We start from the raw sequence: 17,307 nt of genomic DNA on the forward strand, positions 1-17,307 counted from the left end.
AAATTTTAAACCCGGATAATCTGAATGTGATTCTAACTGAACCGTTACACCATCACTGGTACAAATCGGTTAAACTCTAATGTTAGACGTCCGATAATCACAGAAAGGGGTTTGGGCATCGCATGGACAAGCCAGTGAGTAATTCCGCTTTGTTGGGACAGGGGGTGTTGCGGGGACTCAATCTCCGTCAGGAAGAAGTAGAAAGAACCCTACTGATGTTTTTAGTTTATACCTTGGCATCCGTCGGGTTAGTTTGGTTAGAATTAAGCACCGTTGGCTTATTTCTGGACGAATACGGGGCCGATAAATTGCCTTGGATCTATATCGCAAGTGCGGGAATGGGTTCAGGTTTAGGGTTTGTTTATTCTTCGCTGCAAAAAGTATTTCCCCTGCGTCGGGTGATTGTAATTATCTTTGTGATGATGGCAATTCCCCTATTTTTATTTCGCTGGGGTCTAGGATTATCCGATATTAAAATATTAGGGTTAAGCATTCAATTTATTACCTTATTTTTAATGTGGTTATGGGTGGAAGCTTCTTATGTTCTTAACGACTTAAATAATTCCATCACCGCTAACCAACTCTTTAATATTCGAGAAATTAAACGCACCTATCCAATTATTAGTAGCGGATTTTTAGTGGCTGGGGTCATTAGTGGTTTTTCCCTCCCCCTGCTGTTAAGAGTGGTTGGACTCAATAACGTTACTTTAGTTTCCGGCGTGATGGTACTTTTGGCGGCGGGAATTTTATTTTATTTGTCTCAACGCTACGGTCAATCCTTCCCCGACTCCACACGCTGGACACCCGACGACGAAGAACAAGAATTTAGCACCCGGAATCTCCGGGGCCCCGTGTTAGGTTATGTGATTCCATTAGTCTCCTTTTTTGTGATCGCAGAAGCTTTATATGTTTTAGTGGATTTCCAATTTTTTAGTCAGTTGGAATTTCAAAATGATGCGGGGGGTGCCAGTGGAATTGTAAGTTTCCTGGGAATTTTTGAAGGAATTTTAAGTGTTTCTCAAGTTTTAACTCAGTGGTTTGGTTCTAGCCGTTTAGTTGAACGCACAGGGGTATTTGTAACCGCAATTGTATTACCCGTTGGCGTGATTGTTTTAGGAACATTTTCTTTGATTGGAGGCATCACCGGACTCTTTTCTGTGTTTGTGGGATTTGTGATCCTGCGGTTTCTGGATGAATTATTTCATTACACCTTAATTGAAACGACGGGGGCTGTTCTATTTCAACCCCTACCAGATCACGTTCGCAGCGATATTCAAGCGATGGTGAACGGAGTTTTTGAACCCATGTCAACAGGGGTGACGGGGGTTCTGATTTTAATCACCCTTTGGCTCACCCGCCTGATTTTACCGAACTCTAGCGAAACCCAGTTACAGAGTCAACAGGGATTAGTCTTCGTGGCCTTGATCATCCTCATGGCTTTGGTTTGGTTGTTCGTGGTGTGGTTAATTCGATCTCAATATGTGAGTTTGCTGGTTCGGAGTGCGGAACGCGGACGGCTGAGTGTTTCCGACATCGATATGCCCCAACTGAAGCGTAACGTGGTTGAAACCCTGAAAAAACCCGGAGAAGAAGCCGATAAACGCTCCTGTATTGAACTTTTGAGTCAACTGGATGCTAAAAACGTCGGGGAAACGTTGGTTCCGTTACTGGGTAGCCTTTCCCCTAGCCTTCAGCGTCAGAGCTTGGAAATTATGCTCGATCACCCCAATCCCGCTTATTTGGATGAGATTCGATCCTTTACTCATCAAGGAAATCTGCCGCCAGAAGTGCTGGCGCTGTCGTTACGATATCTGTGGTTAACGGAAACAAATCCTGATATTGAACAGTTACGTCCCTATTTGCAATCCAAGGTTGATCCGGTGGTTCGGGGAACAGCCGCAGCTTTAATTTTACGCCGAGGCGATCGCGAACAAAAAGCCGCGGCCACCAATACCATTCGCCGCATGATCACCTCCAGCCAAGAACGGGAACGGGTAATGGGGGTTCGGGCGTTGGGAGAAGCGGATTATCTACAAGGACTGCGACTTTATCTCGACGATTTATTACAGGATGAATCCTTACGGGTACGTTGTGCGTTGTTAGACGTGATTGCGTCAACCCATTTGGAAGAATACTATTCCTCGTTAATGAAAGCCCTTTCCTATCGTTCCACGCGGGATACGGCGTTACAAGCTTTAGTGCGATTGGGAAATGAAGCCATTCCCCTATTAGTTCAACAAGCCAGCGATATCTATAAACCGGATTTAGTGCGGTTACAAGCTTGGACAGCCTTGGGTGAAATTGCCACCCTGGAAGCCCTTGATACCTTAATTAGTGAATTGATGATTTCTTGGGGAACCACCCGACGGAATATCCTGCGAATTTTACTTAAAATTCCTCAAGATGCTGGAATTGAAGGAGTGTTAGAACGGGTGGGGCGAACCGGGGTGGAAATTTTAATTGAGCAGGAATTAATGTTTATTGGTCAAATTTATGCAGCCCTGCTGGATTTATCATTAGAAAAACCTGTTCTGTCGGACTCAGAAGATTCAGATCCCTTTGAGCTCTTAGCTCCAAGTAGCCCCGATCTACAATCTCCCCAACAGTTGTTAAAACGGGCTTTAGAGGGATTAGAAACCGATGCGATTGATCGCTGCTTTTTATTAATGAAGTTTTTGTATCCCCATAGTTCGATTCAAGCGGCATCTTTTAATATCCAGTCTCATTCTTCTTCTAATGTGGCCAGGGGTTTGGAAATCTTGGATAATACCGTTGATATTGTCAATAAACGAGCTTTAATTAGTGTTCTGGATCAGCACTCTATCTTGGAGAAATTGACGAATTTATCTGATTTAGTTAGTTATCAACCGTTGAAACCGAGTGATCGTCTCCGGCGTTTATTAGAGTTTCGTCATTTTCTCTCCGACTGGGCTTTAGCTTGTTGTTTCCACCTCGCCAGAAATGCTCGCTGGAGCTTAACGGCTGAACAAACCTTGATGTGCTTGCGTCACCCCACCGGATTTGTTCGAGAAGCGGTCTTAGCTTATCTAAAGATTGCCTCTCAACGGGCTTTGATAGAATTATTGCCAATGCTACAAAATGATCCGGATCGTTTAGTTGCAGCCCAAGTTGAGGAATTTATGGTGCAGCTTGGGGTGAAGTAGGGAGCAGGGGGAGCAGGGGAGGTAGTATTAACTTCGGGCTTCTCAGTTCGGGCTTCTCAGTTCGGGCTTCTGAGTTCGTCTTCTTCCTAGATGTGAATTGTTTAATTTTTTTGTAAACTTATGTTAACTAGCGTAGAACGCCTTTTATTTGTCAGGGGTGTCCCGATTTTTAAAGAATTGCGAGACGATTTTTTAGTACGTCTCGCATCGGTAATGGATGAATTATCGTTTCCTGATGACCATAGTATTTTTACTGAAGGTCAAGAAGGACGCGCCCTTTATATTGTGGTTTCTGGACGGGTGCGAGTTCATATTGGCGATCGCAATTTAGCGGAATTGGGGAAAGGAACGTGCTTTGGTGAAATGTCTTTGTTTGATGCTGAACCTCGCTCGGCGACCGTTAGCACCTTAGAAAAGTGTGAATGTTTAGTTTTAACCCAAATGCAACTTTATGATGCGATTGATGAAACCCCAGGAATTGCCATTAATATTATTCGTCTACTGTCTCGACGAATTCGAGAATTAAACCAAAAGTTAAACGCTCAAACTCCAATCCCAACAGTAGAAAGCAATAAAGTTGTAGAATTAAGACCATCGGCTGGATAATCTATTAACAGAAATGATCAGGAGAAGAATGCTTTAAAATGGTCTATGTCTATGGGTGAAAAAAATTGGTTTCAGTTAGCAGTTCGGGTGAAAAGTTCGGTCATTCCAGCCATTATGCCCCGTGTGATTTTATGCACAGCATTGGGCATTCTTGTTTCTCTGTTTCATATTCAAGGTTTGTTCCTACCGACAGACACATTGAGTTATTTTATTTTTCCTGATTTAGTTTTGGGTTTATTATTAGTTTTTAGAACTAACACAGCTTATGATCGATTTTGGGAAGGGCGAAAACTCTGGGGGACTTTAGTTAACACCGTTAGAAACTTTGCCCGTCAAATTTGGTTGCTAGTTCCCGAAAAAGACATCAGTGATACTCAGGGGAAAATTGCCGTTTTAAAATTATTAGTCGCTTTTGCAGTCGCCACCAAGCTCCATCTCCGAGGAGAAACAATTAATGCTGAACTTGAAGCTTTAATCTCTCCAGAACAGTATGAGAAAATCAAAACGATGAATCATCCTCCTTTAGAAATTGCCTTTTGGATTGGAGATTATTTACAAGATAAAAATAAAAAGCACTATCTTCATATTTATCAATTGACGGCTTTATATAAACTCCTAGACACAATGGTAGATGCTTTAGGAGCTTGTGAACGCATTTTAAAAACTCCAATTCCTGTGGCTTATCAAATTCATTTGCAACAAATTTTATTAATTTATTGTTTGATTTTACCTTTTAAAGTTGTTGATAATTTAGAAATATTTACAGGCTTAGTTGTTGCCATTATTAGTTTTACGTTATTGGGAATTGAAGAAATTGCCCGCCAGATTGAAAATCCCTTTGGTTACGATGAAAATGACTTGCAGCTTGATGTTATTTGTCAAGCGATGTTAAGAAATGTTGAAGATTTAATTTCTCTCCCTCCTAGCGTTCAGGTTTATGACCCTGACATCAAAACCAAAATTGATGATAATTTGCTCAATTTTAATGATTAAAATGGGCAATAGCAACTCTTGACCAGGGTCAAACCCTAATTTTTTATTCTTGAATCAGCCGAAAGATAAACGGATAAACATAGGGTTTATCAGGATTAGAAACAACAGAAATAATCGCTAAAATTGGCATAATAAAACTGACCATTCCCAAAATAAATAATAAAGGAAAGCCAATTAATAAAAAGGTGAGTATCCAAAATATAAACCCATAAATATATAAATTAATATGAAAGTTTAAGGATTCTCTAGCATTGGCTTTAACAACGGTATCTTGGGATAAAAATAAAATGGCGATAGGAATTCCGATGGCGACAACTGTCGCACTAAAAAAGATAGCAGCATGACTCAAGACTGATAAAATCAGGCGTTGATCTCGTTCCATGAGGATTACTCCGTTAAGGGTTATTCATTGATTATAACCGCAGAATTAAGAAACCGGGTTTCTAAGACAATTGCGGTTAACAATCAAAGATATTGAAAGAAACCCGGTTTCTGACCCTGACCACAAAGTTAAGAAACCCGGTTTCTGAGTCCCCAAAGTTAAGAACGAGTTTGACTCGCTTGCAATTGTGCTAACATTTCTTCGGAATTTTGAGCAGGTTTGTTACATTTTAATCCTTGACAAACTAACCCGACAATATTCTGAGGAATGGTATGATCCACTTTAAAAATAGTCGCCGGGAAATACTGCGAACTTAAAGTTAAAATTTGTTCAGTAGACGTTCGCACTAAGGTATTATTTCGATACCAATCTAAGGCGGTAAATAAACTCGGACAAGCTTGGGAAGATTTTTGCATGACGGAACTAAAAGCCGTTAACCCTTGTTCTGCTTGGTCTAAAAACTCCAGATTTTCGGTTAATAAAAACAGACGCACTAAATTAGAAATTGCCACCCCATTTGCCGCCGGAGTTGCATTATCAATATAACTCCGTTCTCGAATTAATAACTCTTCTGCTGTGTCTTTTGCAGTATTAAAATATCCGCCTAGTTCCACGCTCCAGAGTAAATTATTAAATTCTTCCTGAACTTTTTTCGCCTGTTCTAACCAATCATCCGGCTTTACTAATGGCGATGTTGCTGTTAAACTCGCTTGATGTAAATCAATCAACGCTTTAATGAATAAGGCATAATCTTCTGATTGAGCGACAACATCCGTTTCACCTTCATAATTGACTCGATGTAACCGTCCATCAATCCATTGATGTTTGAGAATAAATTGAGCCGCTGTTGTGGCTAATTCTAAATATTCTATTTCTCCTAAAATAGTCGCTGCTTTGGCTAAACCAGAAATCATTAAACTATTCCAAGCCACAATCATTTTAGTATCCGTAACGGGAGGAATTCTTCCTAACCAATTGTAGGTTTTTGCTTCTTGATTATTCCGCGCCGGACGAAAGGTTGTTATCGCTTCGGGTAATTCCCCATACCGAATTTGAAAGAGTTTAGCTAAGGCTGATTCTATTATAGCATTCAATTCATCTGCATTCCATCGTTGTAAAACATTTTTTCCTTCAAAATTCCCCGATTTTGTAATGGAAAATTGTTCTTGTAAAGCGGCATATTCTTCTGAGGTTAAAATCAATTCTAGTTCCCGATGACTCCAGACATAAAATGCACCTTCTTCGGGTTCTGACTCCTCTGGAGAGGTAAAATTATCCGCATCTTGGGAAGCATAAAAATATCCTTCTGGAGCGGTCATTTCCCGTTTTAACCATTTTACCGTGCCTTGAATGGCTCGTTTAAAGGCAGGTTTTTGAACCCCCGCACTCCATAAATCCGCTAAATATTCAACAATTTGCCCATTATCATAAAGCATTTTTTCAAAGTGGGGAACTGTCCAAGTCGGGTCAACAGTATAGCGATGAAATCCTCCCGCAACGTGATCATAAATTCCCCCTAAAGCTAAATCTAAACCTCGTTGAGTACAGGCTTTTTGTGCATCATATTCTGATTCAAAATTAAACCGAATTTTTCGTAACGCCATATCAGCATAAGGAATCATGGGAAACCTTGGCCCCCCATATTCATTGCGACTAATCACCCCGGTATTTGCTTCTAATCCTTTTTGTAATAAATCTTCGGTTAACTCAGAAATGGGTAACATTGTAGACTGTTGCAAATGGGTCATAATTTCATCTTTAAACGTTTGCAACTTGGTTTTTTCTAAGTCATAAAATCGACGAATGGCTTGTAAAACTTCTAAAAATCCGGGTCTACCATAACGAGGTTCTAAAGGAAAATAAGTCCCCCCAAAAAAGGGAATTCGTTCATCAGGAGTTAAGAATATATTTAACGGCCATCCTCCTTGACCTGTCATCATTTGTAAAGCCTGCATATAAATACTATCAATTTCAGGTCGTTCTTCTCGGTCTACTTTAATGGGGAGGAAATTTTTATTCAAATATTCGGCAATTCCAGAGTCAGAAAATGCTTCTCCTTCCATAACAGTACACCAATGACAACTGGAATAACCAATGGATAGAAAAATCGGTTTATTGGTTAATTTTGCTGTTTCTAAAGCTTCGTCACACCAAGGCCACCAATCAATGGGATTTTCTGCGTGTTTCCGAAGATATAGGCTTTTTGATTCTGAAAGACGATTCACCATGAGGATTACCTTAAAGATTTGTTAAGATTCAATCGGTTTATTTAGTTTAACATTTTGATTGTGTTATCGGTGGATTTTAATTTAAGTTGAGTTTGTTATAGGGAATTACGAATTACGAATAGGCACTTTTTTAAGGAGTAATAGGAAAATTTATGAGTTTTGGCTATCTCATGATCTGTAGCAAACATTTAAGAATTTATGGTTTAATATTAAACATTACTATCTTGAGTAATTCAGACGAGCTATGGCAAGTCTCTCACTGATTATGGGTTAACTCCCGAAGCCAGAAAACCAGAAAAAATTAACTTCTAATTCCTGAGCTTTTGACAGAGACATCATGGCTCATCTCTCTTAACTCATGATTCCTGAATTTTTATTTTAACATCATGGTTTCTCGCAGAAAGTTTAGTCAAATTGCAGCTTATTTTTCCTTGGGGTCATTCCTGCCTTCGGCTGTGTATGATTTCTTTAATTTTAACATAACTGAAGCCGAGATGCAAGAAAATTTTAAAACTTTATTGTCAATTTTAGATCCCGAAATTCAACTTTTAGTCCCGACTTATTTAGGTAATGATCAACGGCGTTTTTATGGTCGAGGGGTTCCTGAAAATATTAAACAAATTCATAAGTTTCCATTAGGAACTGGGGTAACTTATGTGGGACGCACTCGTAAAGTTTGGAGTGGTGCCGGATGGACAGGACAACCGACGATTACACGAGATCGAGGTAAAATTTATTTAATCATTGGTGCGTTTGATTATTATTTAAGGAAAATAGACTTAGAGACTCAGGAAGAAATTTGGCGGTATAAATTTGATGATGTCATTAAAGGAACGTCAACGATTTATATTGATAATACGGCGAGTGATGACAATCGAATTGTCGTGTTACAAGGGAGTCGCAGTAGTTTGTCAAAAGGAGGATTAGCTACCAGTTTTCGGGCAATTTCCTTTAGAACTGGAAAAGAACTCTGGAAGTTAAATTTACGTTCAACTCCAAGTTATAGCCGAGATAACGATAGTTCGCCTTTAGATTTAGGAGATGGCGTTATTTTTAATGCGGGGGAAAATGCCATTGGTTATTTTCTCAATAGTTCAGTTAAAACCGCAGAAAAAAAATCAGGTTTTTTACAACCTAAAATCTTATCAGAAGTCCAACTCTATCAAGGGGGAGATAGTAGCCGTCATGGAGGAAATTTAGTCAGTGAATCTTCTCCCTCTCGGTTAGAAAATCGGATTTTTATGGCATCAGGTTCTGGACATATTTATGGAATTGATATCAAAAATCGAACCATTGTTTGGGATTTTTATACCGGGTCAGATATTGATGGTTCGGCGGTGATTTCTCAAGATGGGAAGTTATTTTGTGCTATTGAAAAACAATATATCCCTGGAAATGGCGGGGTTTTGAAGTTGAATCCGAACCGAGATCCTCAAGATAGTTTAGAATGGTTTTTACCCACCAAAAATCAACGATTTAATACTTGGGATGGTGGGATTATCGGTTCTGTGGCGTTAAATGATGAATATAACCCTGATGGATTTCCGGCTATTTTTGCCACCAATGCCATTGATGGATATTTATATATTGGATCTCAACAAATTACGACAGGAAAAAAGGTAACGGGGCCATTAGGAAAAAGACAATATAACACCCCTTTAATTTTAGCCCAGGAAAAAATCGGAGCGTCCATTTCAACTCCTATTTTTACCGATGGTTATAAATTAGTAACGGCTGGATACAATGGGGTTTATTTATTTAATTTATATTGGGAAGAAGCGAGAGCCAATCAAAGTAATGTGATTCCGAACCATCGAGGAGAATATTATCGGTTAAGAATTGAACAAACTGGACGTTTTAAACCGGACGTTTCTTTTGAGTCAACCCCTGTAGTTTGGCAGGGTCAGGTGATGATTTGTGGACGGGATGGGGGATTATATACATTAGGTTAAAATATCAGAAACTGGGTTAATCGGACAATATTGACCTGAAAGGTTGTCAAGAGGTGAAAACCGATAAATCAAGATAAAAATAGCCGTTGTTGGAAGATGACCCACCCGACTTCTCAAAAGATTAGCTAATATAAAAAAGGGACTGTCTTCCCTGTTCCTGATTCCCTAATTTAATTGGATAATCACTATGACAAACTCAGATAATCAAATTACTCGTACCTATTTACAGGAAGATATACAAGAAATTCTCTATATTGCCATTAGTCGCAAACAAGATAATGAGGAAATGACCCGTCAAGAACTCTTAGACATCGCTAAAGATTTAGGAATTTCTTCCCAAGATTTAGAACTCGCTGAACAGCAATGGCGATTACAAAAACAAGAAGCCGATGAAAAATTAGTGTTTAATGCCTATCGTCGAAATCGGCTGAAACAAAATCTGATTCAGTTTGGTATTGTTAACGCTTTTCTAATTTTAATTAACTTGGTGATTTGGCACAGTATTGGATTTGCAGCCTTTGTCTTTTTATTTTGGGGATTATTTTTAACCCTGAGAACTTGGAAAACGTACCAAACAGAAGGAGAGGATTATGAAACCGCATTTAAAGCTTGGCGATTGAAAAAAACCGTCGGAAAATCTATTAATGCCTTTGCGGATAAAGTCTTAAAAGGATTGCAATCTTAACTGTATAGAAGACCTGGACAAGAAACTGATGTAAAGTTCAGTTAATGTACAGCTTGGCATCAGTTTCCGTCGTCGGCTCTTAAGTATTTTTAACCATTAAAATCGATGAAAGAATTTAAACAAATGTAAACTTGAGCCAAGTGCAAATAATTGTTGCGAACCGATACAGTTTCTAATTTTTCCCTCTAAAATAATAAGTATAGAAGACTGACTGATACTTATGAGGTGAGGCAGTATGAAGATCTTACAATCTATGAAAGAAATGATGGCTTATCTGACAGAAGCCGCCGGACGGATGTTTGTCGTCGCTGATGATATGTACCCTTCAGTCGGTACGCAACCCTTTGAAGGGACTCCGAATAAAGATCCTCGTTGGAAACACTAAAAATAAATTGAATTCTGTGATCACTTATTGTTTTTTCTCTGTTTTAGAATCAACTTTCGATCCCCCGTCGTCAATTGCGGGGGATTTATGCCGTTTTCAGCTTCATCAACCTCGACCCTTAACCCCCCCTGGACTGTTTCATTTTCTCCCAAAATTTGTATGACCTCTCCCCCTAACCCCCTCTCCTGCAAGGAGAGGGGGACTAATTATTACTTTTAAACTAGATAGGTATTTAATATTAAGAATTCTTCTCCCCTCCCCTGCAAGGGGAGGGGTTGGGGGAGAGGTCACAGAGGAATCTGCCTTGAGAACAAAACAGCCCTGCCTCGATACCCTCTTTTCGGGATTGCCAAAATCCTCTATCCTAACTGAATAGTGAACAGCAACAGCAATAGCAACATAAAGATGCGATTCTCAAAAATCTTAATTGCCAATCGAGGGGAAATAGCGTTACGGATTCTTCGCACCTGCGAGGAAATGGGGATTGCGACGGTTGCTGTTCATTCAACGGTAGATCGCCATGCTCTCCATGTCCAACTGGCGGATGAAGCTGTTTGTATCGGGGAACCCAGCAGCAATAAAAGTTATTTGAATATTCCTAATATTATCGCGGCGGCCCTGACCCGCAACGCCACCGCCATTCACCCCGGTTATGGGTTTTTAGCTGAAAATGCTCGATTTGCTGAAATTTGTGCCGACCATGACATTGCTTTTATTGGCCCGACACCGGAGGCCATTCGGTCAATGGGGGATAAATCAACGGCCAAGGAAACCATGCAGCGTGTCGGAGTTCCCACCGTCCCCGGTAGTGATGGGCTGCTGACCGATGAACAAGAAGCACTGCAACTGGCTGCAAAAATTGGTTATCCGGTGATTATTAAAGCCACGGCTGGCGGTGGCGGTCGTGGAATGCGGTTAGTTAAGCAAGAAGAGGAACTTCCAAAACTGTTTGCTGCGGCTCAAGGGGAAGCCGAAGCTGCCTTTGGCAATCCTGGGGTTTATTTGGAAAAATTTATTGAACGTCCTCGCCATATTGAAATTCAGATTTTAGCTGATAATTATGGCAATGTAATTTACCTGGGAGAACGGGATTGTTCGATTCAACGCCGTCACCAAAAACTATTAGAAGAAGCACCCAGTCCCGTCATGACTCAAGAGCTTCGAGAAAAGATGGGAACTGCCGCCGTTAAAGCTGCAAAATCCATTAATTATACGGGAGCAGGAACCGTTGAATTCTTAGTGGATCAGTCGGGTAATTTCTATTTTATGGAAATGAATACTCGGATTCAAGTGGAACATCCTGTTACCGAAATGATTACCGGATTAGATTTAATTGCCGAACAAATTCGGATTGCTCAAGGCGATAAATTATCTATTACTCAAGATCAAGTTAAACTGCGGGGTCACTCGATAGAATGTCGGATTAATGCAGAAGATCCTGACCATAATTTCCGTCCTCACCCTGGACGCATTAGCGGTTATTTACCCCCCGGAGGAAATGGAGTCAGAATTGATTCCCATGTCTATACAGATTATGAAATTCCGCCTTATTATGATTCTTTAATCGGTAAATTAATTGTTTGGGGGCCAGACCGTTCAACGGCTATTCTGAAGATGAAACGTGCCTTACGAGAATTTGCAATTACCGGAGTTCCAACGACTATCGGATTTCATCAAAGAATCCTCGAAACCCCGGAATTTTTACGCGGAGAAATTTATACTAATTTTGTTGAACAAATGATGAAACGGGGAGATTAATATTCTTTTATCCTCACGCTTGATTGTCATTCTGAGCGAAGCGAAGAATCTAACGATTTTCTCACCCAAGCATCAGAGATCCTTCATTATGCTTCGCTACATTCAGGATGACAATTTTTCTGAAGGTAACTGATCAGTGTTGAGAAGTTTCCATTGCTTGAATAATTTTAATGGTTTCTATGCTAACGGTACAAACTCGCATTAATAAATCAATGACTTGTTCTTTATAGTCAGCAAAGCGATAGGTATTAAACTTTTTAGCAATGGTTTCGTCTTTAGGTTTTTTCTCTTTATATTGATCTAAAATCCATTCTAACGCTGAACGATTTCCTAAGCGATAGTCCCAAGCTATTTTAGGAACATTCGTTAAGGTAGTAACGGTATCAAGGATAATTTCATTTTTGATTTGATCAGCTTTTAATTTAGGTTTGGGTTGGGTGTTTTCGGTTTCTGCAAGATCAACTCGGTTGAGGGGATAGGGGTTAATGGTTTCATAGTTAATATGCAGTTCCATGAGTTGTTTTCCCCATGTTACCCATTGTTTAAAGTTATCATAAAAGGGAATCCTGGGAAAGTCCCGTTTTAGGTTTTGTTCATATTTTTGTCGATAAATGGGATCATGTAAGACGGCATAGGTATAATAAAAAATATCGATTTTTTCTATGGTTTTATCGTTGTAATAAGTTTGAAATTGCGTTAACCCCCAGTCGGTAATATTATCAATGCGATCGCCTTTTTTATCGTAACGGTAAAGCGGCAATGATTGAGTAGCATTAGGTTGAAATATATCTAAACTAAATATTCTGTTAATTGATAATACAGAAAACTCACCTCTTTTTCCAAGAGAAGTAATAATTACCATATTTTCTTCTAAGTGTTCAAGAGGAAAAATTTGTGGTAGAAGGTATTGCATTTCATTCAAATATCGATCATAATATAAATAGCGACAACAGAATGGTCTATATAGTGATTTAATAATTGACTCTTGTTTAAATTGAATTAGATTACTATTTCTAAGTTGTTTTTTTAGTTCTCTTGTCCATTTAATCTGACTCGCTAAATTTTCATCTGAGATAAAGGATTGTCTATTTTTTTCTATTTCCGATTCATAGACTTTTAAAAAATAAAAAATTTTGTTTTCTAAATTCACTGGAGAGAAATCATAAACCCATTCATCTCTATTTGTAACTACTCCTAATGAAAATAACTTGAAAATGGATTTTTCATTTAAATAAGATTTAGCAGTTTTAGTAGTTTTATTAATGACTGAAACTAAGCTTTCAAAATCATTATCTGTTTGATTTAACCAATTATGATTTTGATCAGGAATAATAGGTTGAAAAGCTATATTTTCTAAGGGCTGACTTGTAATATATTGTAACTTAGATAATGAAGAATCTAAATGATTTAAAGATGAATAAAAAATCTGACAAGGACTACTATGAGTTTTCTTCTTCTTAATCATCAAAGTAATAGCAATTCCTACCATAATATTAAACACATTACCAGATTTATCGCCTGAACGAATGTCTCCGCCTACATCAATAATATAAATATGGCTAAATTCTTGACTAACAACTTTTCTAAATCCATCGAATGTCCGCGCGTTAATAAAGGAATTATTAGTAACAAATGCTAAAATACCGTTTTCTCCTAGTCTATCAGTTGCCCATCTAAAAAAACGTGAATACATATCATAAAGCTTGGTTTTTTGAGCGGTACTTTCTTTAATATATGAACCTTTTATCCGTTTATCAATAGCTGGATATTGACGATTTTTATTATTATCATTTTCGTTTTGTTGATTGGCATTATAAGGAGGATTTCCAATAATAACGGATATTTTGCGATCATTTTGTCGTTTAATTCTAGCGGTATTTTCCACCGTCATCGAGAATAAATCTAACTGTTTATCGGCAAAAACCGTATGTTCTAAGGTATCCATCAAACAAATATTGTGGAATTCGGCATAATTCCCCATTTTTTGCTGATAGGTAAACTCAATATTTAAGTTAGCAATATAATAAGGTAAAATTGCGACTTCATTACAATGAATTTCATGCTCATATTTATAAGGTAACTGTGCTTTAGGCAGATATTCAATTAATTCTGTAATAAATGTTCCTGTCCCCGTAGCAGGATCTAAAATTTCAACCTCTTTATCCGCTAAAATTTTACCAAAATGTTTGTGTAGTAAATAATCTGTACTCTCAATCATAAACCGGACAATTTCATTAGGAGTATAAACAATTCCTAAACGGTCTGCGGCTTTCGGGTTATAAGCTTTATAGAAGTTCTCATAAACGGCTTTTAAGAATTTTTGCTTTTCATGATGGTTATAAATATTGGCTGCGGTGCGACGAATGACAGCATAATAACGCTCAATTGTGCTTAATGTATTGCGTTTAGTAACCCCTGTAAAAAAGGTTTCAATGACTTCTTGTAACTGACGAGCAATATTATTTTCTCGGTGAAATTGAGCTTCATTGAAAATATTAATAAAAATATCCTCTGTTAAGATGTGTTGAATCATCATTTCTCGGATATCTTCTAAACTAATTTTGGGGTGAATAGATTCTCGACAAACCCGCAAAAATTTATCTCGCGCTTGCTGAAACGGTTTATTATTAATAGACTGTTGATCAATGAGCGATCGCAACGTGGTTAAAATCGTCGGTAAATCTTCTTGAAAATGGGAAATAGCGTCTCGAAAATCCCGAACTTCTGGACGTAAATAATTAATAAAAGCGTTAATGGCGGTATCTAATGCGTCTGCATCTCCCATCGATACCCGCAGAATTTCTTCACCGCTTTGAATTAAAACGGCTGTTTGGGAATCTTCAAATAAAATATTATCATCGGGATACCCCTTAGCCAGTTTTTTCTCAATTTCTTGATCTAAATTATCAAATTGATCCTTACTTTCCCAATATCCATAAGGTAATCTCAAAGCATCTTTAACCGTCCCATCAGGATAAACAAGTTTTCCCTTTTTTGTTCTATATTCTAACTCAGGAATTAATAAAAAATCTTTCGTTTTACAATAGTCATTTAACAGATTTTGAAACGCTACGCGGATAGACGTTTCTTTACGACTTCCCCCATATTGGATGATTTGGTCAACGGTATTATAATATTGATGAATTAAAAGTTTAGACATATAGCAATCCGATTTGATTTGTGGTAGGGGTAATTCATGAATTACCCCTACGGTAAGGGGTTTGGAAACTAAACCCCCTAAACTGCTTAGTTAATCAAATTTAAACGGTTTCAATTTAGGAACAGCAAACCAAAAATCCGTAGGAATTAAAGGTTTAATGGTGGGGTCATTTCCGCCCACTTGATTCGTCCGAAGAATCCATAAATAAGCTCCTAATTGTAGAAAAATCATGGCAATTTGATCATTAATGATTCGAGGTAATAAAGAACGCCAACTTGCGGCTAATCGAGATAAAGTTGTTAAGGGTGCTTCTTCAGGAAAACGCCCTAAAGTCGGTGCGCTATATTGCCAATCTCTTCGAGCTTTTCCTGTGGGAGTTAAAACACTTTCTAAACTAGCCACTAAGGTACTGAGTTGAACAAATCGTTGGGTTTGTTCATGATGGGGATGTTCTCGTAACCATTTAATTAATAAAGGATTTAATTCAAATTGAGCCAGCATTCGTCTGAGAGATAAATACAAAGCTTGACTAGAATCTTGAGAACAGGAATTAATCGCACTCACAAAAGTTGTCCCGGTACCATCTCCAATGCGATAACGATCGGTCATAATATCGAGTTCATTAATCACCACATCCAAAGGTGAAAATTTGAACCCATCAAAATCATAATCTTCCGTTAGAGGAGGAAATTTAATCAAAATATCGGTAAAAGGACGACATCCTAACCAGCCAAATTGACGATCTCCTGAGTAGCGTGTCCAGTCTAAACTTCCTGAGATAATTCCATCACAATTATGGGTATAAATTTGGCGATATTCAATGTTAAATCGTAACTCTTGGCTAATGCGATCGCGCACAACTGTTGCGATTCCATAGGCAAAATGTCCGAAGTAAATTCCAAAGGGAGTATGATCGCCATTCGGCCCTCCAATGCCTCCATAAACGTGCATTAATAAAGCGCGATCGCCTTCTTTCCAAAGGGATTCAGGATGAACCGAATAGATAGAATCTTCTGGATTGGGATTCAAGAATATAGTTTTAATTTCTCCTTTGGGGGTGACTTTATTTTTCCAGTATTCTCGATTAATATAATCTAAGGTTTGTTGTTTTCCTGAAATCACAACATCTGGAGTTAAAGAAAATAAGCACCTCGGCGCGATCGCTTGTACAACAAATTGACCATCAATACTTTTTTGACCGAAAATATACCATCCCGAAGGATTAATGGGAGAGCGTTCTAAATCTTGATTCAATGAAGATAAAACCCCATCTCGATTCGGAATCACCGAAGGTAAATAAATTTGTTCTTCGGAGCCATCAAATCCTTGAGATTTGGCGTTATAATGACGAACTAAAAAGATATCGTTTCCTAAATTCTCAACAAAGGTAACTAACCCATAAAATCGCCCTGTAATTTCAACTGGATTTTGCTGAATATAAAGACTAGGACGTTCTGAACCTGTATCTTGTAAAGTCACAGGTTCTTTTAATACAACAATCATATCATCATCAGGACGAGCCCCAGCCAGGGATTCTAAGGGGTCAACTTTTGACCAGTGATTAATCCGTTCCGGGTGAATATTGCCTTGGGATTGACTCATTTTAGCTTGGTCAATAAAAGTTAAATCCTGGGTCAATAATTTGACTCTTAATTGAACATTGGGGTTATTCGTATCCCATCTTAAATTTACAATTTGTCCAATCCGATGTTGATTTTTTTCATCGGCATGATAAATTTCAAATAAGACTCCTTTAACTTGTTGACGCTCTGATTCTTCAGGTAAAATTAATCGACCAATCCAGGTTCCGACCGGTTGATAGAATTGAGGGTTAAGGGATTGTTTAACCGGATAATAATTAATTTGATTAAAAGGGACTTGTTTATAACGTTCATAGTTACTTGGCTTTTTCCAAGTTTCAGGATCTAAGCCTGTAATTTCCCAATTTTCTAATAAAATTCCGGTGACAATATCAACCGTTTGTTCCAGAAAGG

General features: G+C 38.4%; 10 protein-coding genes and 1 pseudogene. 7 read left to right on the forward strand and 4 right to left on the reverse strand.

Features of this window, described 5'->3' with window-relative positions; genetic code table 11:
- Positions 1–122: 122 nt before the first annotated feature.
- From ACKPEB_RS22160 to ACKPEB_RS22170, 3 genes are all read left to right on the forward strand, one after another.
- Positions 123–3,164: an MFS transporter gene (locus tag ACKPEB_RS22160; protein WP_408967187.1), complete on the forward strand. Its 3,042-nt coding sequence runs from the start codon at positions 123–125 to the stop codon at positions 3,162–3,164.
- Between the two features lie 120 nt (positions 3,165–3,284).
- On the forward strand, positions 3,285–3,770 hold the full coding sequence (locus ACKPEB_RS22165; protein WP_408967188.1) for a Crp/Fnr family transcriptional regulator: 486 nt from the start codon (positions 3,285–3,287) through the stop codon (positions 3,768–3,770).
- A gap of 45 nt (positions 3,771–3,815) precedes the next feature.
- Positions 3,816–4,763 (forward strand): bestrophin family protein, encoded by a 948-nt coding sequence (locus ACKPEB_RS22170; RefSeq protein WP_408967189.1) that lies wholly within the window; start codon positions 3,816–3,818, stop codon positions 4,761–4,763.
- Positions 4,764–4,806: 43 nt separating this feature from the next.
- Here ACKPEB_RS22170 and ACKPEB_RS22175 read toward each other — a convergent pair whose 3' ends face one another.
- Both ACKPEB_RS22175 and ACKPEB_RS22180 read right to left on the reverse strand, forming a co-directional pair.
- Positions 4,807–5,145, reverse strand: coding sequence for a DUF4870 domain-containing protein (locus tag ACKPEB_RS22175; protein ID WP_408967190.1), 339 nt, complete (start codon positions 5,143–5,145; stop codon positions 4,807–4,809).
- A 158-nt stretch (positions 5,146–5,303) separates the two neighbouring features.
- Positions 5,304–7,373: a thioredoxin domain-containing protein gene (locus ACKPEB_RS22180; protein ID WP_408967191.1), complete on the reverse strand. Its 2,070-nt coding sequence runs from the start codon at positions 7,371–7,373 to the stop codon at positions 5,304–5,306.
- 386 nt (positions 7,374–7,759) lie between these two features.
- Between ACKPEB_RS22180 and ACKPEB_RS22185 the strand changes: the two genes are divergently transcribed.
- The 4 genes from ACKPEB_RS22185 (at position 7,760) to accC (ending at position 12,153) form a co-directional block, all read left to right on the forward strand.
- The gene (locus tag ACKPEB_RS22185) at positions 7,760–9,325 is read left to right on the forward strand and encodes a hypothetical protein (RefSeq protein ID WP_408967192.1); all 1,566 of its coding nucleotides are present in this window, start codon (positions 7,760–7,762) and stop codon (positions 9,323–9,325) included.
- A 187-nt stretch (positions 9,326–9,512) separates the two neighbouring features.
- Entirely contained in the window at positions 9,513–10,010 is a 498-nt protein-coding gene (locus tag ACKPEB_RS22190) for a 2TM domain-containing protein (protein WP_408967193.1), read from the forward strand.
- 235 nt (positions 10,011–10,245) lie between these two features.
- Positions 10,246–10,395 (forward strand): isochorismate synthase, encoded by a 150-nt coding sequence (locus tag ACKPEB_RS22195; RefSeq protein ID WP_408967194.1) that lies wholly within the window; start codon positions 10,246–10,248, stop codon positions 10,393–10,395.
- 405 nt (positions 10,396–10,800) lie between these two features.
- A complete protein-coding gene (gene accC, locus ACKPEB_RS22200; RefSeq protein WP_408967195.1) occupies positions 10,801–12,153 on the forward strand; it encodes an acetyl-CoA carboxylase biotin carboxylase subunit in 1,353 nt (450 codons plus the stop codon).
- Between the two features lie 133 nt (positions 12,154–12,286).
- Here accC and ACKPEB_RS22205 read toward each other — a convergent pair whose 3' ends face one another.
- Positions 12,287–15,313: a type ISP restriction/modification enzyme gene (locus tag ACKPEB_RS22205; protein WP_408967196.1), complete on the reverse strand. Its 3,027-nt coding sequence runs from the start codon at positions 15,311–15,313 to the stop codon at positions 12,287–12,289.
- Between the two features lie 90 nt (positions 15,314–15,403).
- A pseudogene (locus tag ACKPEB_RS22210) lies at positions 15,404–17,307 on the reverse strand (peptidase); the annotation flags it as partial.

Source organism: Planktothrix sp. (assembly GCF_046067725.1).
Taxonomy (GTDB): domain Bacteria; phylum Cyanobacteriota; class Cyanobacteriia; order Cyanobacteriales; family Microcoleaceae; genus Planktothrix.

Excerpts from the sequence above, each read along its gene's own strand:
- ACKPEB_RS22160 (WP_408967187.1), top strand. The coding sequence starts at position 123 with ATGGACAAGCCAGTGAGTAATTCCGCTTTGTTGGGACAGGGGGTGTTG.
- ACKPEB_RS22165 (WP_408967188.1), top strand. The coding sequence starts at position 3,285 with ATGTTAACTAGCGTAGAACGCCTTTTATTTGTCAGGGGTGTCCCGATT.
- ACKPEB_RS22170 (WP_408967189.1), top strand. The coding sequence starts at position 3,816 with ATGTCTATGGGTGAAAAAAATTGGTTTCAGTTAGCAGTTCGGGTGAAA.
- ACKPEB_RS22175 (WP_408967190.1), bottom strand. The coding sequence starts at position 5,145 with ATGGAACGAGATCAACGCCTGATTTTATCAGTCTTGAGTCATGCTGCT.
- ACKPEB_RS22180 (WP_408967191.1), bottom strand. The coding sequence starts at position 7,373 with ATGGTGAATCGTCTTTCAGAATCAAAAAGCCTATATCTTCGGAAACAC.
- ACKPEB_RS22185 (WP_408967192.1), top strand. The coding sequence starts at position 7,760 with ATGGTTTCTCGCAGAAAGTTTAGTCAAATTGCAGCTTATTTTTCCTTG.
- ACKPEB_RS22190 (WP_408967193.1), top strand. The coding sequence starts at position 9,513 with ATGACAAACTCAGATAATCAAATTACTCGTACCTATTTACAGGAAGAT.
- ACKPEB_RS22195 (WP_408967194.1), top strand. The coding sequence starts at position 10,246 with ATGAAGATCTTACAATCTATGAAAGAAATGATGGCTTATCTGACAGAA.
- accC (WP_408967195.1), top strand. The coding sequence starts at position 10,801 with ATGCGATTCTCAAAAATCTTAATTGCCAATCGAGGGGAAATAGCGTTA.
- ACKPEB_RS22205 (WP_408967196.1), bottom strand. The coding sequence starts at position 15,313 with ATGTCTAAACTTTTAATTCATCAATATTATAATACCGTTGACCAAATC.